The following is a 15,256-nucleotide window of genomic DNA, read 5'->3' as shown; positions in this document are numbered from 1 at the left end:
GGGGTTCCTCTACTTTCAAACGATATTTTCTATTATTTTACCATACTCCGTCTCTTTGTTCGATTAGGGTCAGACTTTTTCACCAGACTTTTAAGGCAGAAAGCTTTTATCTGACGAAACACGATACCTATGAAGACGTCCTCAAAGACGTAAGAAATGATGTTCGTTACTACAACAATTACCGCTATATAGGGCGTTTAAATGGCTTGTCACCCAATGATATCGACGAGTTGTATAACGGATAAGAAAAGAAAATAAACCCCTCAGCTCTGTTAAAAATTGAACTGAGGGAAATATACTAATTTTTTTGTTTTTTACACTGTCTACTTGACAGGGGGCACTTCACTTCAAATGCGCCAGGGCTTCATGTTCCCCATGTTACCCACAAAAATGCTGCTAATCGTACTATTCGATGTCTAACCGTGCATATCCGAAATTCCCGAGAAGACGCGCTACTACGGCGTTTTTGCAAAAAGTGCTCACCGTTGCAAACTCGTCAGAAAAATATTTGCCGTACATTCCGAGCTAGAAGCAGATGCACCGTATCGATCAGTGGCTACAGTCCGCCGTCTATCAATCTGCGGTCGCCGTTCCGTCCGGGACTCGTCAGGCGTTTTGTGGACTCTTCTTCTCATGCACCCAGTGCATACCGTCGAAAGTAATAAATCCGCCATCAACCAGGATGGATTGCAATGTGCGCTTGCCTCCGCGCGGGATGTACGGTATTTCACCGTCAAAAGCTTACGAAGCCAAGCTCTGGGTGACGGAATGCATAACCGCTTACCTTGTAGTATCCGAGCATGGAAAGCGTTCTAAAACGGCAGACTTCCAGTTTTACAATCTTCAGATTGCTGTTAATAGCTAACGTTTTTGACGTTCTCATTGGACACTCCTCCCTGCGTAGCCCGCCGGCTTATTCAACTCATTTCCTATTGCTTACCTTCCACTTCACTTGTTACAATGGAGTTACAACTCATCGATCTTCTCCAAAAGTTCCCGATGAGTCATTCCAAACAGATTTTCAAATGCGCACAAGACCTCATATGACGGGCGTCTTGTGCCTTTTTCGATGTACTGGTACTGCCGTAACTTGATACCTAGTTTTGTTGCAAATCCTAGCCGACTACTTCGACGTATCCATTGACTATCTCGTTGGACGTTCCGATGATCCACGCCGCCACTAATTGACGGCTATTGCTTGTCCCCTACTCGACCTGTACAATGAGAGTAAATACATGCCAGAAAGGAATGACGTCGATGGAACAAATTTTGCAACAAATCTTGAACAAGCTCGATAAACTCGAAGCTGGACAACAGAAGCTTGAAGCCGAAATTACCAGTATTAAAAAAGACACTGAACTCATCCCCTTGATCCAACAAGCAGTATCAGAGGTTAATAATGAAGTCGCCGCAACAAGCGAAACCATTCAACGTATGGATGAATCACTAAAAGCACATGAGGTTACCCTCGATCTATTATCTAGGCGTTCAATCGATCAAGAAGCCGCACTGAGGAAAATTATATAGATAATATCCTTCCGCTCCGCCTCCTGCTTGAGGGTTCCTTCATAAGCTCATCGGGTAGGCGGATTGTTGTTTGTTCGCGTTCTATTGTTTCACATTTTCCTTATCAGTTCGTCATGTACTGCCAATGCTGTAATCGAGGCTGTGGGCGGAATTGGGACAAGCTTATGAAAGCGAGGTTCCGTTGGATTATGCGGAATTGGCGAATTGGTTGTAGCAGTAGGATTTCGTAAATAAAGGATAAAGGGGACGATAGCCAAAGGAGTGAAGACATTGTGCACTTATGGAACAACAAAACTTGTGACCTTAAATTCTCCGCGACCTGCTTCAGGGAGGACGCGCGTACCTGTAGACGCTTGCATCGCAGACGAGGTACAGAGGATCAACGACATGGGAATCGTAACGTATGGCTCGTGCTGCGGACATGGGAACGAACGTCCTCACGTGTTAATCGAGGAAGCAAGCGTACCGTTAGCGGTAGCCGCCGGGTATGATGTTGTGCCATATGATTATGGGCACGGAGATTTTCGCGGTGTATATCAAGTGAATCTAAAAAAATTGGGCAAGCCCCGGGTAAAAGGAGAGAGACGATGAAGACGATAACAAACCGAGATCAACCGCAAGAATTATCAACGGATATCCACGTCATCACAGCGGAGATTAACGCATACAAGCGAATCGCTGGCGAGGCAATCTTCGAGATTGGGCGAAGGTTGAAACACGTGAAAGAGAACGACTTGGTTCATGGTGAATGGGAACGCTGGTGTCGCGAGGAAATTGGAATGACACCACAACACGTAAACCGATTTATACGAATTTACATCCGTTTTGAAAACCGAACATCGCTGCTCGATTTAGGTGTTGCAGCACTTGCACACTTGGTTGATTTTACTGATGAACAAATCGCCCGACCACACGCGATCCCGTCAACTGGCGAAATCAAATTGGTAGATGATATGACCGTACGGGAATTGCGCGAAGTCAAAAAGGCGTTAAAAGAAGCCGAAGCCCGCGCACAGAAAGCCGAGCAAGATTACGAACTTGTCCGCGAGACGTTAGAGTCTATCGAATCTCAGCCGCAGCCAGAACCGATTGTTATCGAAAAGCCAGTTTATCAAGTTCGCGAGGTTATTCCTGCGAATGTACAGTCGCGGATTGACGAAGTGGAGCGAAGACTTGAAGAGGCGGAAAGTGAGCGAGATGAGACAAAGTACGGAGCTTGGCACATTGAACAAAAATACACTGCCTTTCCGGAACAAAATCGAAGAAATACCCTGCTTTTTGGGAACACGATGTCACCGAATTAAAACACCACATATCGTTTATTATCTCTCGTTTTCTCCATTTTCTACTATATATAGCGTTTTCGAATGCAGTTCTCCAAAGTCTTACCTTCTTAATGTTATGTTATATTCCGAAGCTGACGTATGTATTGTATTATACCATACCCATACATTCCTCGCGTATGTATTTCTGCGCGAGGAATGTATGCATTAGTACATGGCCGAGCGGCGGTAGCCGCGCAGGCTCGGCGGAGCCGATCTGCTTTTCATTCTTTGCATTTCCGATGTGCTACCAGCACCGCGTTAATGCAACGTTAATACGCAAGCAATTAACCGGCTGACTCGCGCTTATTCTCCGATGATACTTCGCGCCTACATCCGGCCTTTGCAGCGACTATGCCGCATGCAGCTACTATTATTATACAAGTGGTACGCCATTTGTGGTATTTACGGCAATTAGCGGCTTTACATACCCAGAGGCATAAAAGGTCATGCTCCGGATTAGAGCGCCTAGAACGGCGTAGAATTGACGATAAGCGTACGGATTATGCGAGGAATTTGCGAGACGGTCGCTCGCGTTGTTCTGGCAGAATTTGAACCTATTCGGGGTGGCCTAGGGGATGCTTTATTGCGTTAATGTAACTATAGTCTAAAAGATAACTTTTATTGAACATATATAACCGGACACCCAACGCCCGCAACCCGCGTCGTTATGCGTTTTCAACGATTAGGACTCGCGCATATGTCCGATAGTGTCCGGCTGACTCGCGAATATACATCGTTTATGCACAATTTATGCATAAATATCGGAGGCGATGCGGCCACCCCCGTGAGTTTTCGGAGGGCCGTTCGGTTCACGCGGTCTAGCCGATAATAAGCGAGAAATGCGTTACCTATCGTCACCCATTTCGTATCCTTTTGTATCCCAAGACGTTAAGCAACGTACACCTATTCGCACCCCATAAACCCCGTTATATCAACGTTTAGCCGCGAGATTTCGAGGTTCGACAAGCTTACCAATCGAATTGTGAACGTAAAAGTTTTCGAGAGCTTTGCGAAAGAAGCTCCTTGCAGAAGAACGCGAGAAATTCACAGTGAAACACAACGGAAGAAGACGGAGAAAGCGAGGACAAGAACGAGTTGACAACGTTGTCATATTGGATGGATTGCGTTGTGATGTAGATGTTAATAGCCCCGCCAATTCCGGCAGGGCATCGAATTATGGTCGTTTCTTAATGAGCGTATTCACTGGCGAATAGTTATCATGGCTTTTGCGCATGTCACTCGTATCCATTTGGATGTATCTCCGCATGGTTCGAATGTCCTTCCATCCGCCCATCTTTTGAAGTGTGAACGGGTCGCAGCCGTTAAGTATCATATTCCGCGCCCACGTATGTCGGTACACATGCGCTGTCATCTTTTTACCGGTGATTCCAGCCTTTTCCCCGTAAAATTTCAACCGCTTATTATAGTTGTTATCCGTTAGCGGTTCGCCGTTTACCGAAATAAATATGCGGTCAGTAGAGAAGTGCTTCTTACTCTCGCCTATTAGCTGCAATAACAGTTTAACCGCGTGATTGGATATAGGTACAAGGCGCGGATTTCGGTTTTTGTTTCGCTCCCCCGGTAATGTAATGAATCGTGTCTGGAAGTCGATGTCTGCTGCTCGTAAACTCAATAATTCGGAGACGCGCAATCCGCAGTCGTGCATCAGTACGATTGCGACATAGTCCCGAAAGCCAACATACTCGCGCTGATTTATCTGCGCAAGAATTACCTTTATTTCTTCATCGCTTAGACAATTTGTCAAATCGACGTCCTGCCGCTCATCCAATTAATATGGTCGCGGAAAATAGACGGGGATAATTCGTGTACATACTCGATGTCTGGATGGTGCTCCTTCAACCACTTTAGGAAGTAACCGTAATCCTTCGCGTAATCTTTCAACGTCCTGTCGCGAAGTCCTTCGGCTCGTTTGGCGCTGACGACCAAATCCAACGCCTGATCGAGTGTAAGTTCGGCATAGGTCACCTCATCGATAACAATTCGCTTTTTCCGCTTTTTCAACGACAAAATAAAAACCTCCCTAATGGTATAATTTTCAATATTAACCATTAAAGAGGCCGGAATTAACAATCCTAACTCGCGTAAATTAGGGTTGTTATTGTTCATCATCGGGATTGATAACACGCAATTTTCGCATGTTATTAACAGTACCGAACATGCTTTCGCATGACTCCCACAAATGCTAACGAAAAGATATCAACGTCTCAAAAACCGCTCAACGACACGGCTTCAGTCATCACACTTCTCCGCCTTGCCCTCCGCAAGTGCTGTGCGGAAGCTCGCGCCGCAGCCACAGGTGGCGATGGCGTTCGGGTTGTCGATCGTGAAGCCGCCGGACATTCCCGATTCCTTATAGTCAATAACGAGTCCGTTCAAGAAAGGGATGCTCTCTTTGTCGATGACGACCTTCACCAGGCCGAACGTCATATGCACATCATCGGCGCTCTCCTGATCGTCCAGCCCCATGCCGTAAGAGAAGCCACTGCAGCCGCCAGCATGCACGCCGATGCGCAGGAACACAGCCGGATTCTCCTCCTGGGCTATCATTTCCTCTATTTTCTCCATCGCCTGATCGCTGATTGTAATCATGCTAATCCCTCCTTGTAGGATTAAGTATACCCACCCCGCCGCATCGTTACAAGAGAAGGGAGCCCCCGTCCCCGCTATCCGGTGTCATGTATTGCCCCATCAGGAAGCCAAGAGTATAATGAAGGTAACTACGTAAACTGTGATATGATTCACCGGATCCTCCGACGGAATCTACATTTCGCCGAGGAGTTTTTATTTTGTTCGGAAATGGATGACGCCGGCCCTCCAGCTGGCGCACGACGGCTCTGCCAGGCCAGGCGGCCATGTACCGCACGCCTGACGGCAACCGGCCGCTCGGATCTGATGCGATGCTCCTGCATTCGCGAAAGTGCCGAATGAGATGCCCGCAGCCGGATGCCAGTGACGGACAGGAGCAGATGAATGAGAAGGAGGCCTGTGTATGACAACGATCATCGCCCATCATGCGGATACCCGCATGGCCGAAATAGTGGACAAGGTCGAGCGTGGGGAACGCTTGACGCTGGAAGACGGTGTATATTTGTATGAGACGGACGACTTGTTGACCTTGGGCCAATTAGCGAATCTCGCTAATTTGCGTAAGAATTGCAAGAAAGTATACTTCATCGAGAATATGTCTCTCTACTTTACCAACATCTGTGAAGCGCACTGCGCCTTCTGCAATTTCCGCAAAGATCAGGGACAAGAAGGATCATACACGCTGTCGGGGCAGGAAATGATCGATTATGTCGACCAGCACATCCATCCGGGCGTAAGGGAATTCCACATCGTCGGCGGCCATAACCCGCATGTGCCGTTCCAATACTATGTCGATTCCTTGCGTGTACTGAAGGAGAAATATCCGCAAGTCACGCTCAAAGCATATACGGCTGCCGAAATCGACTTCTTCACCCGCATCAGCGGCTTGAGCGTGGCAGAAGTGCTGCGCCAACTGATGGACGCCGGTCTGAAGTCGCTGACGGGGGGCGGCGCAGAGATTCTGTCGGATGAATACCGCAAGAAGATGCGCGTGGAGAAGGCCGGCGTCGACCGATATCTGGAGGTGCACCGCACGGCGCACCAGTTGGGTATGAAGACGCATACCACGATGCTCTATGGCGCAATCGAATCGCATGAGGATCGGGTGGGCCACATGATGAAGATTCGCGAATTGCAGGACGAGACGAACGGATTCCAGGTGTTCATTCCGCTCTCGATGCAGCCGAAGAGTCCGAAAGCAAGCATCAAGCGGCGTAACTCCGCGTACGAGGACTTGAAGACGATCGCGGTCAGCCGTCTCATGCTGGACAATATCCAGCATATTAAGGCGTACTTCATCAACATCGGCACGCAGCTGACCCAGGTCGCGCTGACCTTCGGCGCCTCCGACGTGCACGGCACGATCGTCAAGGAACGGATCAGCCATGCCGCAGGCGCACTGACGCCGGAAGGATTGACGCGCGACGAGCTGATCTGGCTCGTAAAGGGCGCAGGCCGCATTCCGGTAGAGCGCGACACCTTCTACAATGAAGTGAAGGTATACGAATAGCCTAGGGATGGCAGGCCAAGCTTCGATTTGTGGAGATAGGAACAGAGACTAAGAATAGAATAAGTCAGGCATCCGTGCACGAGCAACCCGTTCTCTAGAGAGGACCATACGACGTAGTCGCTGTCAATGGCGGCACTTTATCTATTATTCCGGCATCATAGGAGGAAGTCGAACGGATGAAACGATACGTCATATTAGGTGGCGGTTACGGAGGACTGGCCATTATTCAACGGTTGTTAGAGGGCGAGTTGCCCTCCGACGTACAGCTTGTATTGATTGATCGCATGCCCTACCAGGGATTGAAGACCGAGTACTACGCGCTGGCGGCCGGGACGGTTCCGGATATTGATATTCGCGTGTCCTTTCCGACCGATCCGCGCGTTCATCTTCATTACGGCAATGTCCAAGTCATCGATTTGGACAACCGGCTCATTCATTTCGAGCATGATGTGGCGGTGGCATACGATTATTTGGCGATTGGCCTCGGCTGCACGGATAAGTTCCATGGGATCCCTGGCGCAGATCGGTTCGGCTGCAGCATTCAATCGCTCTCCAGCACGAGACAGACGTATCGACGCTTGAACGACGTCAAGCCTTACGGGCAGGTCAACATCGTCGGGGGCGGACTAAGCGGGGTTGAGACGGCGGCGGAATTAAGAGAGAGCCGTCCCGATCTGAACATCCGGATACTGGATCGGGGCGGCCGGGTGCTGTCGGCCTTCCCGGAGAGGCTGTCCCGCTATGTGTCCGAATGGTTCCAAGAGCATGACGTGGAACTCCGCTCACATGTTCACGTCAGCCGGCTGGACAAGGGCGTCATTTATAACCGGACGGAAGACCAAGAAGAGGAAATAGGGTCTCACGCTACGGTGTGGACCGCCGGCATCCAGCCGGTGGATGTCGTCCGGGCGCTTCAGGTGCCCAAAGATCCGCAAGGGCGCGTGCTGCTGAATGCGTACCACCAGATTCCGGATTATCCGAACGTATTTGTCGTCGGCGACTGCGCCAGCTTGCCATTCTCCCCGAGCGCGCAAGCGGCCGGAGCCCAGGGAGAGCAGATTGCCGATGTGATCAAGGCGATCTGGAAGAACGAGACGCCGAATCTGGGCAAGATCAAGCTCAAAGGCGTGCTTGGCTCCCTCGGCAAGAAGGCAGGCTTCGGCTTGCTTGGCAAGCGCACGATGGTCGGCTACGTTCCGCGCGTCATTAAGAGCGGCGTGCTATGGATGTCTAAGCAGCATTTCGGATAACCCTGGTATAAAAATGGGAGCAGCAGCGTCAATCGGCATCCGGCTACTCCCATGCTTTGATTTCCATAACTTTCTCCATAATCACTTCATATAATTGCTCCGCGGTCTCCGCGGCCACAATCTCCCCGTTCACGAACGCATAAGGGAACAGGAAGCACTCTCCACAATTGCCGAGGCAGCCGTATTCGATCACATCGACATCCGGAAGAGCGGCAAGCCGCTTCATCAATTGCTCCGTCCCCTGATGCATGTTATTCACGCATAATTCAATGATCGGACGCATAGAAATTTCCCCCGCTTTCATGGAGTGCCTTTGATTTCGAATAGCTTTATAATATAATAAAAGGAGCAATGGATGAAAGGAGTTGGCGAAAGATGAGTGAACAAACACAGAACAGCATGTATGATGAAGTGCTGGAAGTGCTGGATAAATTGCGTCCGTTCCTGCAGCGTGACGGCGGGGATGTCGAATTGGTCGATGTCGAGGACGGTATTGTCAAATTGCGCCTGATGGGTGCATGCGGCAGTTGCCCAAGCTCCACAATTACCCTCAAAGCGGGCATTGAACGCGCATTGGTAGAAGAAGTGGAAGGCATTACGGAAGTCGTTCAAGTGTTCTAATTGCCTTCCCGGAAAGAACAAGGGATGCCACCGGCCTGAAGCGGCTGGCGGTATCCTTTTTTGTACCGATTGTGATTCTTCAATCGAGAGGATTCGCCTACAATGGTAACAACTATTGCGTGATGTAGAATGCGATCTAAGATGGCATTGGCTAACTTCGGTTCACGAAAATACTTCATCCCATGCCCTGAAATTTACATTTGTCGTGAATAGGGTGCTTCGCTTCTCGTACCGTAGATCAATAAGCTGAAAAAACAGCTGGGCATCTTCTGTTTCAATCGAACCGAACCGTTCCCTGTGGTGACGGAAGGCGTTTGCCCTGCTTAAAGTAAGCTTCGAACTCCGGCTTTCTAGCCAAATAGGCACAAAAAGCAGACGCTGAACATTGGGGTCCATGATTATCCGTTAAGTACTGCCAAAGTACACGTTTGTAATAAAAGACTTGTTTGCTTTCTGTGGATAAAAGTACAGCGATGATCTCATAATACTCATCAATTTTTGAACCCTTGTCCCTTGATCTTTTTCGAGTAAATCCGTCTAGATATTTCTGAATTGTACGACGATCTACACCATTGATTTAACTATCTCCAGATCGTTTCTTACATCATTTAGGGATTCTAAATTAAGGTCTCTTTCGAGAATAACCTTTTCTACCGGTGCCTTCTTAAGTACATAATTTAATAACGCTAATACTTCTTTATTAAGTGGTTCGGAGTGAGAGTCAATCAAAAATCCAGGCTCATTTTTGAAACCAGAAATATGAACAACATTGATTTTATCTTTGGGCAGGTTGTCGAAAAAGTTACAAGCATTATATTTAAAATTAACACTGTTAATGTATAAGTTTGTAATATCTAACAACATTCCCGCTTCTGTGTTGTCTAGTAGCATATTCCAAAAACCAATTTTTGCGATGTTCTTTTTAATTATTTCGAATGATTCTAGTCCATAATGAACTGGCATGAAATTTTCCAGATCGATTCCATCAATTTTGCTTATTGCAAGATGATCGGTGAAGCAGTTAACATTATAGTTTTCGATAATATTTAAATATTGTTCCTTAATACTTAGCTCATGCAATTCTTTCTGCCAATTGTGTTAGTTCTTCTTTATTTTTACCAAAAAAGTACCGTTCAGGTATTATCTCCACAAAATTAATTAAACCTTTTAAATCAGAGATCGAATTTGAAAATTGAGGACGAAAACTTAATCCGAGTTCAATAGACATACTAATTCTCCTTATCAACAGATTGTAGTCTTAATTTTTGTAAAATTTTGAAGAACATTAATAATCTTATTAGTGATAGAACAATTAAAGAGCCTAGAAAATAATCAGTTCCTAAATCCAGCAAACTCCATGAAAACGCCAAAAAAATCAAAGTACTAATTTCAACCGATGAATTAATGATTGCTGATACCTTTCCTTTCATTTCATTTCGTGCTTCATGAAAGACCATTACCCTCATAAGATTAAAAATAATAGGATTACCTAATGTGATGAACATAAAACCTAAGATGTATGTAATCCAGTGGGTGGATGAAATCATCAATACGAATCCACCGCTAGATGTTAGTGTGCTTATCATAATTAACATTTTATTTGATAACGAAAATACTCTGGTTGTAGCAAGTATATAGTTAGAAAATACCATTCCAACTCCTCCTACTAACCAGAACATAGAGATAACATACGAAGAAGCTTCAAAGTTCTCTTGTAAGATGAAGACAGATTGGCTAATTAATACAGGAATCATTGCTCCGTTTACACATGCTACATAAAATAATGTCCGTAGATTGTGACTTGTAAAAACATTGCTTACTGAAGATTTCAACGCTCTAAACAATCCTTCAGTTGGGTTTTTCTTTACTTGAACGTCTAAACTCAATCGTAAAATGAAAAACGAAGCGATGAAAAAACTAATAGCATCAACGAATAGTGTAAAAGCACCTAACCACACAAACAAAATAGGTCCCATTGTGAAACCTATAGTTTTAGCCGTCATATTCCAAATGTTTTTAGAACTAATATCTCGTTCAAGATGATTAGAAATCGTATTAAACCATAAATCTAGTCCTGCATTTGCAAAGGATCCTAAACACTGGGATACAATCATCAAAGGGAAAATAACCCCAAACGTATTATTTTCAATAAAATAAAAAAGTAAAAGTAAAATGAAAGCATTAATAGTGGTTGCAGTAAATGAAACCTTTTTCCAAGAATATCTATCAACATAGTATCCACTAAATAGTGCGGATATAATGCTAGCAAGACTTGAAGTTACAAATAAAGCACTCGTGTAAATAGATGAGTGTGTGAGGCTATATGCGAACACGGGTAAACCTGTCCAAGTGATTGCAGTACCAAAAATATCAATTACAGAAATACGAATTAAGCTTCTTAACTTTCTAGTGGTAGAATTATTTGATTGATCTACCATCATATTGGTATACCCTTTCTAGACTCAATAAGTTCATAGCAATAAGATCGTCAATTGTTTCGTTTAATTGTGCCACTTCCTCCAATGGCCACACTTTTGGTGAAAGTATGTTTTCTTTAGCTGTTTGTATATTTGAACATTCGTAAAATTCATCGATCCAAAGATATGAAATTTCAGGAAGAGAATAGATTTCTATTTCATTTGAAGATTTATTTTTTGTGAATAAATGATAAGAGTCATTCTTTTTCACAAAATGAATATCGAGAAGTTTATTCGACTGAATAACCTCATCAATCGTGTATTCATGTTTTGTAGTAATGAACTTGTAATCATTATAGGAAATTGTACTAATTATCCAATCTGTAACCGCAATATTTCTTATGTAGGGGAATTCAAGAAATTTTTTTTCAAGAAAATCAATAAAATGAATAAAATCTGTATCATCAATTAAATTAAGACGTGGCTTATCTTTGAAAAACAATTCGCATATACTTGCCCAGTCATTGTTTACTATACGTGAGATACTTTGAAAAATTTCAGTAGTACGATTCTTGACTAATTGCAATTCTATTTAGAAAACGAATAGTTGTTATATAGTTCATGTGAATTTTCACCTCTTTATTATAGAGATAAAGACGGGAAGACCTGCCTTTATCTTTAAAACCTTAATTATTGCAATATTTGTAACATGTGCAGCCTATACGTGTGTTTATTTTAACTGTCGCTTTCTTTTTCATATGATCACCTCCTTGTGTAAAGTGATTATACTAGACGCTTTAGAGAAATGCAATATATAACCTTTTTTGGGATAAAAATCCTTCACTCTACAGTGTCGGTAAAGGCAGAATGTTCGTTTCATAACCCCTTCCGCCTATGAGAGAATTTCAGAAATTGAAACAGCCCGCAAGGAGAACGATTGACAGCGGTTTCATACTCTGAAGTACAGATTGACTATTTTTCTACGAGGCAGACATTAGCCATCTACTATAGCGAGGAAGCGGGATAAATAACTTGATAAGATCATCTATGGAAAATAAAAAATGTTTATTACGTTAGCATCATCGAGCTGCGCTCATCTCTATGAAAACGTGAAAAGTGCTCCGAATCTTTGCTAGAATGATGTTTGCGCACACAACATCACCCAAAGAGAGGAGCACCTTTCATGTGTAATTTACCATAATTTACTAGTAAAATCAAGAGCGAATTTTCTCTGCAACACGCCACGAGCTTCGGGGGCGTCAAAGTCTTTTCTGGCTTCCGTACAATGTATTGTCGTTGATCTTCAGCTCGCAGGCGACTTCCGCACCAGCTTCCCGCTCTCTTTCATATGCTGGACCGTCTGTTTCTTGAATGCATCGTTATACACAGGTTTTTTCATGGGACACAGTCTCCTCTTCGCTTCTGTTGGATTGAGTATAAACTGTGTCTACTTTTGAGTCTAACATCATTAACGAAGAATCGGGGTGGATGATTCAGGTGTTTTTACTTTACTTAGAATTGCATCTATAACTTTATGAACCTTTTCAGCATCTTCAATTTTAGCCAATTTTGATTCATTTGGATTAGAAAATAATATTTTTAATAGTTCTTCAAAACCAACTTTCCATGGAGAAATATCACTTGTTGCAGATAAAGTTCCGTTAGGATATCTCAAATTTTGACTTATATTTTTTTGATCCACTAAATCAAAAAATACGATCTTACTTTCAGTTTCAATTTTTATACTTAATTCATCAAAAGTTTGGCATAAATCAATGTTTACTCCCATAGGTATTCCTCCTGAAGAACTACCACTAACTTTAATGTTATCCATAGGAACAGGAGATTCGCTTAAAAAATCTACGGTTTCCGGATTAAACTCATAGCCTAAAAAGTTTAGCGTGTCAATTAGATGGGGGAAAATGGAATAAAGAATTCCACCACCTAGTTTTTGATCTTTTTTCCAAAGCGCCGAATTGCCTTGATTTAAATTAAAATTTGCATTACACGTCATAGATATAGATTTTACTTCGTTGTGATTCAAAAAATTTAAAACTTCTTGCATAACTGGCACAAACCTTAGCGCGTAATTAACTCTAAATACGGTGTTACTTTCTGTTAAATGTTCTTTTATGTCTTGAATTTCTTTCGCAGAAAGACCTACAGGTTTTTCACATAAAATTCCTTTATACTTTCCCAAAGAATTAAGAATATGATTTTTTTGTTTGTAGACAGGTGTCCCTAAAAACAGCCAATCAACGGATTGTTCCACTTGCTCATTGTTTAGAGAAAAATCATCCCTGATACGCACAAATTTAGTATTTACGCCTGGAAACTGTTTGAGCACTGGTTCATGCAGTCTTACTGCAATACCTTTTCCCGTAAGGTCAACTTGGATAATTTCCCCAGTGGAATTTGCTGCATTTGTCGTATTAAATTGTAACAAGCACAAACAAAGTATCAACGACACAGCTAGTTTTGTTTTGAGTTTTCTTAACATAAGCATTCCTCCACATGTTTATAATACTAATTTAATTATACTAACAAAATATACCAAAAATATACTAAAAACAGTCATAGTTTCACCGCATCCCCAGCACGAAAAAAGTAGGAACTGGATCGCTCCAAAACCTACGAACGACTGGAGCACCCTCCAGGAATTCGGCATTCAAATTCTTCGTGTGTGAATAAAGGCGGACAGAACATTCCGGCTAATAGTCAGAGTCTAAGGGATCTGCAACCGCAACAGCACGACGACATAGGTCTTGTTCAAATCCCAGCCGATCAAATTGACCCTCTGGTATACACTCTGCAGCGATTCGATCTTGGCGTTCAGCAGATCATCGATTAAGTCGTCTTTGAATTTCATCTCCACTTCGGCTACGGTTTCTACCGGAACAACCAGATGCTCGTACGTTCGCCCTCCCCATTCCGGGTAGAGCGCGCGATGCCGGTAACAAGCAAATTCCGTAATGAAAAGAGACGGCGCCTTCCAACAAGAAAACATCCGCCCCATATCACACGCCTGATTCGGCCAAATTACCGCCGCCTTGCATGACACTCCCCCTTGCATAACAGACATGATGCCATACAAGGAGCTTTTGAGTGTCGAAGAGAAAACACTTCTTCCTAGAATGCCGGAACGATGGAGCCTGCGTATTTCTCGCTAATGAACTGCTTCACGTCATCCGATTGCAGCGCAGCCAGCAGCTTCCGGATCGCGTCGCTATCTTTGTTGTCGTTCCGCGCAGTCAAGATGTTCGCATACGGGGAATCCTTGTCCTCGATAAAGAGGGCATCCTCCGTCGGATTGAGTCCGGCTTCAAGTGCATAGTTCGTATTGATGAGTGCCAGATTGACTTCATCCAGTGTACGAGGAAGCATTGCCGCCTCGAGCTCTTTGAATTTTAGATTTTTCGGATTTTCAGCAATATCCTTCACGCTGACATTCAGGCCAGCGCCTTCCTTGAACTTGATCAGGCCTTGCTTCTCCAACAGAAGGAGCGAGCGTCCGCCGTTGGTCGGATCGTTCGGAATCGCCACCGTATCGCCATCCTTCAATTCATCAATCGAGTTGATCGATTTGGAATACCCGCCGAACGGCTCGACATGGACGTTTCCGACACTCACGAGATCATAGCCCTTTTCCGTAACTTCGTTGTCCATGTACGGCTTATGTTGGAAGAAGTTCGCATCCAGTTGCTTCTCGTGCACCTGCACGTTGGGCTGCACATAATCCGTAAACTCTTTGACCTTGAGTTCAATGCCCTGCTCCTTCAGCTTCGGTGCGATATGCTTCAGAATCTCGGCATGCGGCACCGGCGAAGCGCCGACCACCAGCTTCACCGTCTCCTTGCCGCCTTCTCCGCCCGCCGCGCTCGACTCCGTATCCGCCCCGGCATCTTGCTTACTGCCGCATGCCGCGAGCACCCCGATCAGCGCAATCAACGTCAATACATACGTCCATTTTTTCATGTCTTTCTTCTCCTTCCATTGTTT

At 44.6% G+C, this 15,256-nt stretch carries 19 protein-coding genes and 2 pseudogenes; 6 read left to right on the top strand and 15 right to left on the bottom strand.

Annotation, left to right across the window (positions count from 1 at the left end):
• Positions 1–245, top strand: a 245-nt coding sequence (locus PPOP_RS21725; RefSeq protein ID WP_006285364.1) for an IS3 family transposase, incomplete at its 5' end; no start/stop codon positions are given.
• 488 nt (positions 246–733) lie between these two features.
• Here PPOP_RS21725 and PPOP_RS23890 read toward each other — a convergent pair.
• Entirely contained in the window at positions 734–883 is a 150-nt protein-coding gene (locus PPOP_RS23890; protein WP_006285363.1) for a hypothetical protein, read from the bottom strand.
• 83 nt (positions 884–966) lie between these two features.
• Entirely contained in the window at positions 967–1,173 is a 207-nt protein-coding gene (locus PPOP_RS20150; protein ID WP_234399702.1) for a helix-turn-helix domain-containing protein, read from the bottom strand.
• A gap of 84 nt (positions 1,174–1,257) precedes the next feature.
• Between PPOP_RS20150 and PPOP_RS06610 the strand changes: the two genes are divergently transcribed.
• Both PPOP_RS06610 and PPOP_RS06605 read left to right on the top strand, forming a co-directional pair.
• On the top strand, positions 1,258–1,527 hold the full coding sequence (locus PPOP_RS06610; RefSeq protein ID WP_006285362.1) for a hypothetical protein: 270 nt from the start codon (positions 1,258–1,260) through the stop codon (positions 1,525–1,527).
• Positions 1,528–2,114: 587 nt separating this feature from the next.
• A complete protein-coding gene (locus PPOP_RS06605; RefSeq protein WP_006285361.1) occupies positions 2,115–2,831 on the top strand; it encodes a DUF3102 domain-containing protein in 717 nt (238 codons plus the stop codon).
• A 1,195-nt stretch (positions 2,832–4,026) separates the two neighbouring features.
• Here the strand turns inward: PPOP_RS06605 and PPOP_RS06600 are convergent.
• The 3 genes from PPOP_RS06600 to PPOP_RS06595 all read right to left on the bottom strand — a co-directional run bounded on the left by PPOP_RS06600 (position 4,027) and on the right by PPOP_RS06595 (position 5,462).
• Positions 4,027–4,617, bottom strand: a complete 591-nt coding sequence (locus tag PPOP_RS06600) for a tyrosine-type recombinase/integrase (RefSeq protein WP_306304718.1) — start codon at positions 4,615–4,617, stop codon at positions 4,027–4,029.
• Positions 4,614–4,874, bottom strand: a complete 261-nt coding sequence (locus PPOP_RS25415) for a hypothetical protein (RefSeq protein ID WP_306304717.1) — start codon at positions 4,872–4,874, stop codon at positions 4,614–4,616. The genes PPOP_RS06600 and PPOP_RS25415 overlap by 4 nt, the downstream gene beginning before the upstream one ends.
• Before the next feature lie 228 nt (positions 4,875–5,102).
• Entirely contained in the window at positions 5,103–5,462 is a 360-nt protein-coding gene (locus PPOP_RS06595; RefSeq protein WP_006285358.1) for a HesB/IscA family protein, read from the bottom strand.
• 400 nt (positions 5,463–5,862) lie between these two features.
• Here PPOP_RS06595 and mqnE point away from each other — a divergent pair, with 400 nt between their 5' ends.
• Positions 5,863–6,969 carry an aminofutalosine synthase MqnE gene (gene mqnE, locus PPOP_RS06590; protein ID WP_006285357.1) on the top strand — a complete coding sequence of 369 codons (1,107 nt, stop codon included), beginning with the start codon at positions 5,863–5,865 and terminating at the stop codon, positions 6,967–6,969.
• 176 nt (positions 6,970–7,145) lie between these two features.
• Positions 7,146–8,219, top strand: coding sequence for an NAD(P)/FAD-dependent oxidoreductase (locus tag PPOP_RS06585; protein ID WP_006285356.1), 1,074 nt, complete (start codon positions 7,146–7,148; stop codon positions 8,217–8,219).
• A 43-nt stretch (positions 8,220–8,262) separates the two neighbouring features.
• On the opposite strand, the gene PPOP_RS06580 is transcribed toward PPOP_RS06585, so the two are convergent.
• A complete protein-coding gene (locus PPOP_RS06580) occupies positions 8,263–8,502 on the bottom strand; it encodes a YuzB family protein (RefSeq protein ID WP_042227662.1) in 240 nt (79 codons plus the stop codon).
• Positions 8,503–8,594: 92 nt separating this feature from the next.
• Between PPOP_RS06580 and PPOP_RS06575 the strand changes: the two genes are divergently transcribed.
• The gene (locus PPOP_RS06575; RefSeq protein ID WP_006285354.1) at positions 8,595–8,840 is read left to right on the top strand and encodes a NifU family protein; all 246 of its coding nucleotides are present in this window, start codon (positions 8,595–8,597) and stop codon (positions 8,838–8,840) included.
• On the opposite strand, the pseudogene PPOP_RS20140 reads toward PPOP_RS06575, so the two are convergent.
• The 9 genes and pseudogenes from PPOP_RS20140 to PPOP_RS06545 all read right to left on the bottom strand — a co-directional run.
• Positions 8,837–9,119: pseudogene (locus tag PPOP_RS20140) on the bottom strand (ATP-binding protein); the annotation flags it as partial. The gene PPOP_RS06575 and the pseudogene PPOP_RS20140 overlap by 4 nt on opposite strands.
• A gap of 22 nt (positions 9,120–9,141) precedes the next feature.
• Positions 9,142–9,408, bottom strand: a pseudogene (locus PPOP_RS20135) (IS21 family transposase); the annotation flags it as partial.
• Complete coding sequence (locus PPOP_RS25780) at positions 9,405–9,704, bottom strand: multinuclear nonheme iron-dependent oxidase (RefSeq protein WP_234399705.1); 300 nt, start codon at positions 9,702–9,704, stop codon at positions 9,405–9,407. The pseudogene PPOP_RS20135 and the gene PPOP_RS25780, both read right to left, overlap by 4 nt.
• A gap of 208 nt (positions 9,705–9,912) precedes the next feature.
• Positions 9,913–10,068, bottom strand: coding sequence for a hypothetical protein (locus tag PPOP_RS22585; RefSeq protein ID WP_006285352.1), 156 nt, complete (start codon positions 10,066–10,068; stop codon positions 9,913–9,915).
• 1 nt (position 10,069) lies between these two features.
• A complete protein-coding gene (locus PPOP_RS20130) occupies positions 10,070–11,281 on the bottom strand; it encodes an MFS transporter (protein ID WP_006285351.1) in 1,212 nt (403 codons plus the stop codon).
• A complete protein-coding gene (locus tag PPOP_RS06560; protein WP_042227658.1) occupies positions 11,259–11,759 on the bottom strand; it encodes a hypothetical protein in 501 nt (166 codons plus the stop codon). The genes PPOP_RS20130 and PPOP_RS06560 overlap by 23 nt, the downstream gene beginning before the upstream one ends.
• 966 nt (positions 11,760–12,725) lie before the next feature.
• On the bottom strand, positions 12,726–13,757 hold the full coding sequence (locus PPOP_RS06555; RefSeq protein WP_006285349.1) for a Gfo/Idh/MocA family oxidoreductase: 1,032 nt from the start codon (positions 13,755–13,757) through the stop codon (positions 12,726–12,728).
• Between the two features lie 225 nt (positions 13,758–13,982).
• On the bottom strand, positions 13,983–14,273 hold the full coding sequence (locus PPOP_RS20125) for a CdaR family protein (protein WP_006285348.1): 291 nt from the start codon (positions 14,271–14,273) through the stop codon (positions 13,983–13,985).
• Positions 14,274–14,386: 113 nt separating this feature from the next.
• Positions 14,387–15,232, bottom strand: a complete 846-nt coding sequence (locus PPOP_RS06545) for a MetQ/NlpA family ABC transporter substrate-binding protein (protein WP_006285347.1) — start codon at positions 15,230–15,232, stop codon at positions 14,387–14,389.
• Between the last annotated feature and the right edge of the window lie 24 nt (positions 15,233–15,256).

The sequence above is a fragment of the Paenibacillus popilliae ATCC 14706 genome, from assembly GCF_000315235.1.
Lineage (GTDB): Bacteria > Bacillota > Bacilli > Paenibacillales > Paenibacillaceae > Paenibacillus_B > Paenibacillus_B popilliae.
Note: the sequence above shows the minus strand (reverse complement) of the source record. Positions and strands in the feature narration are given on the sequence as shown.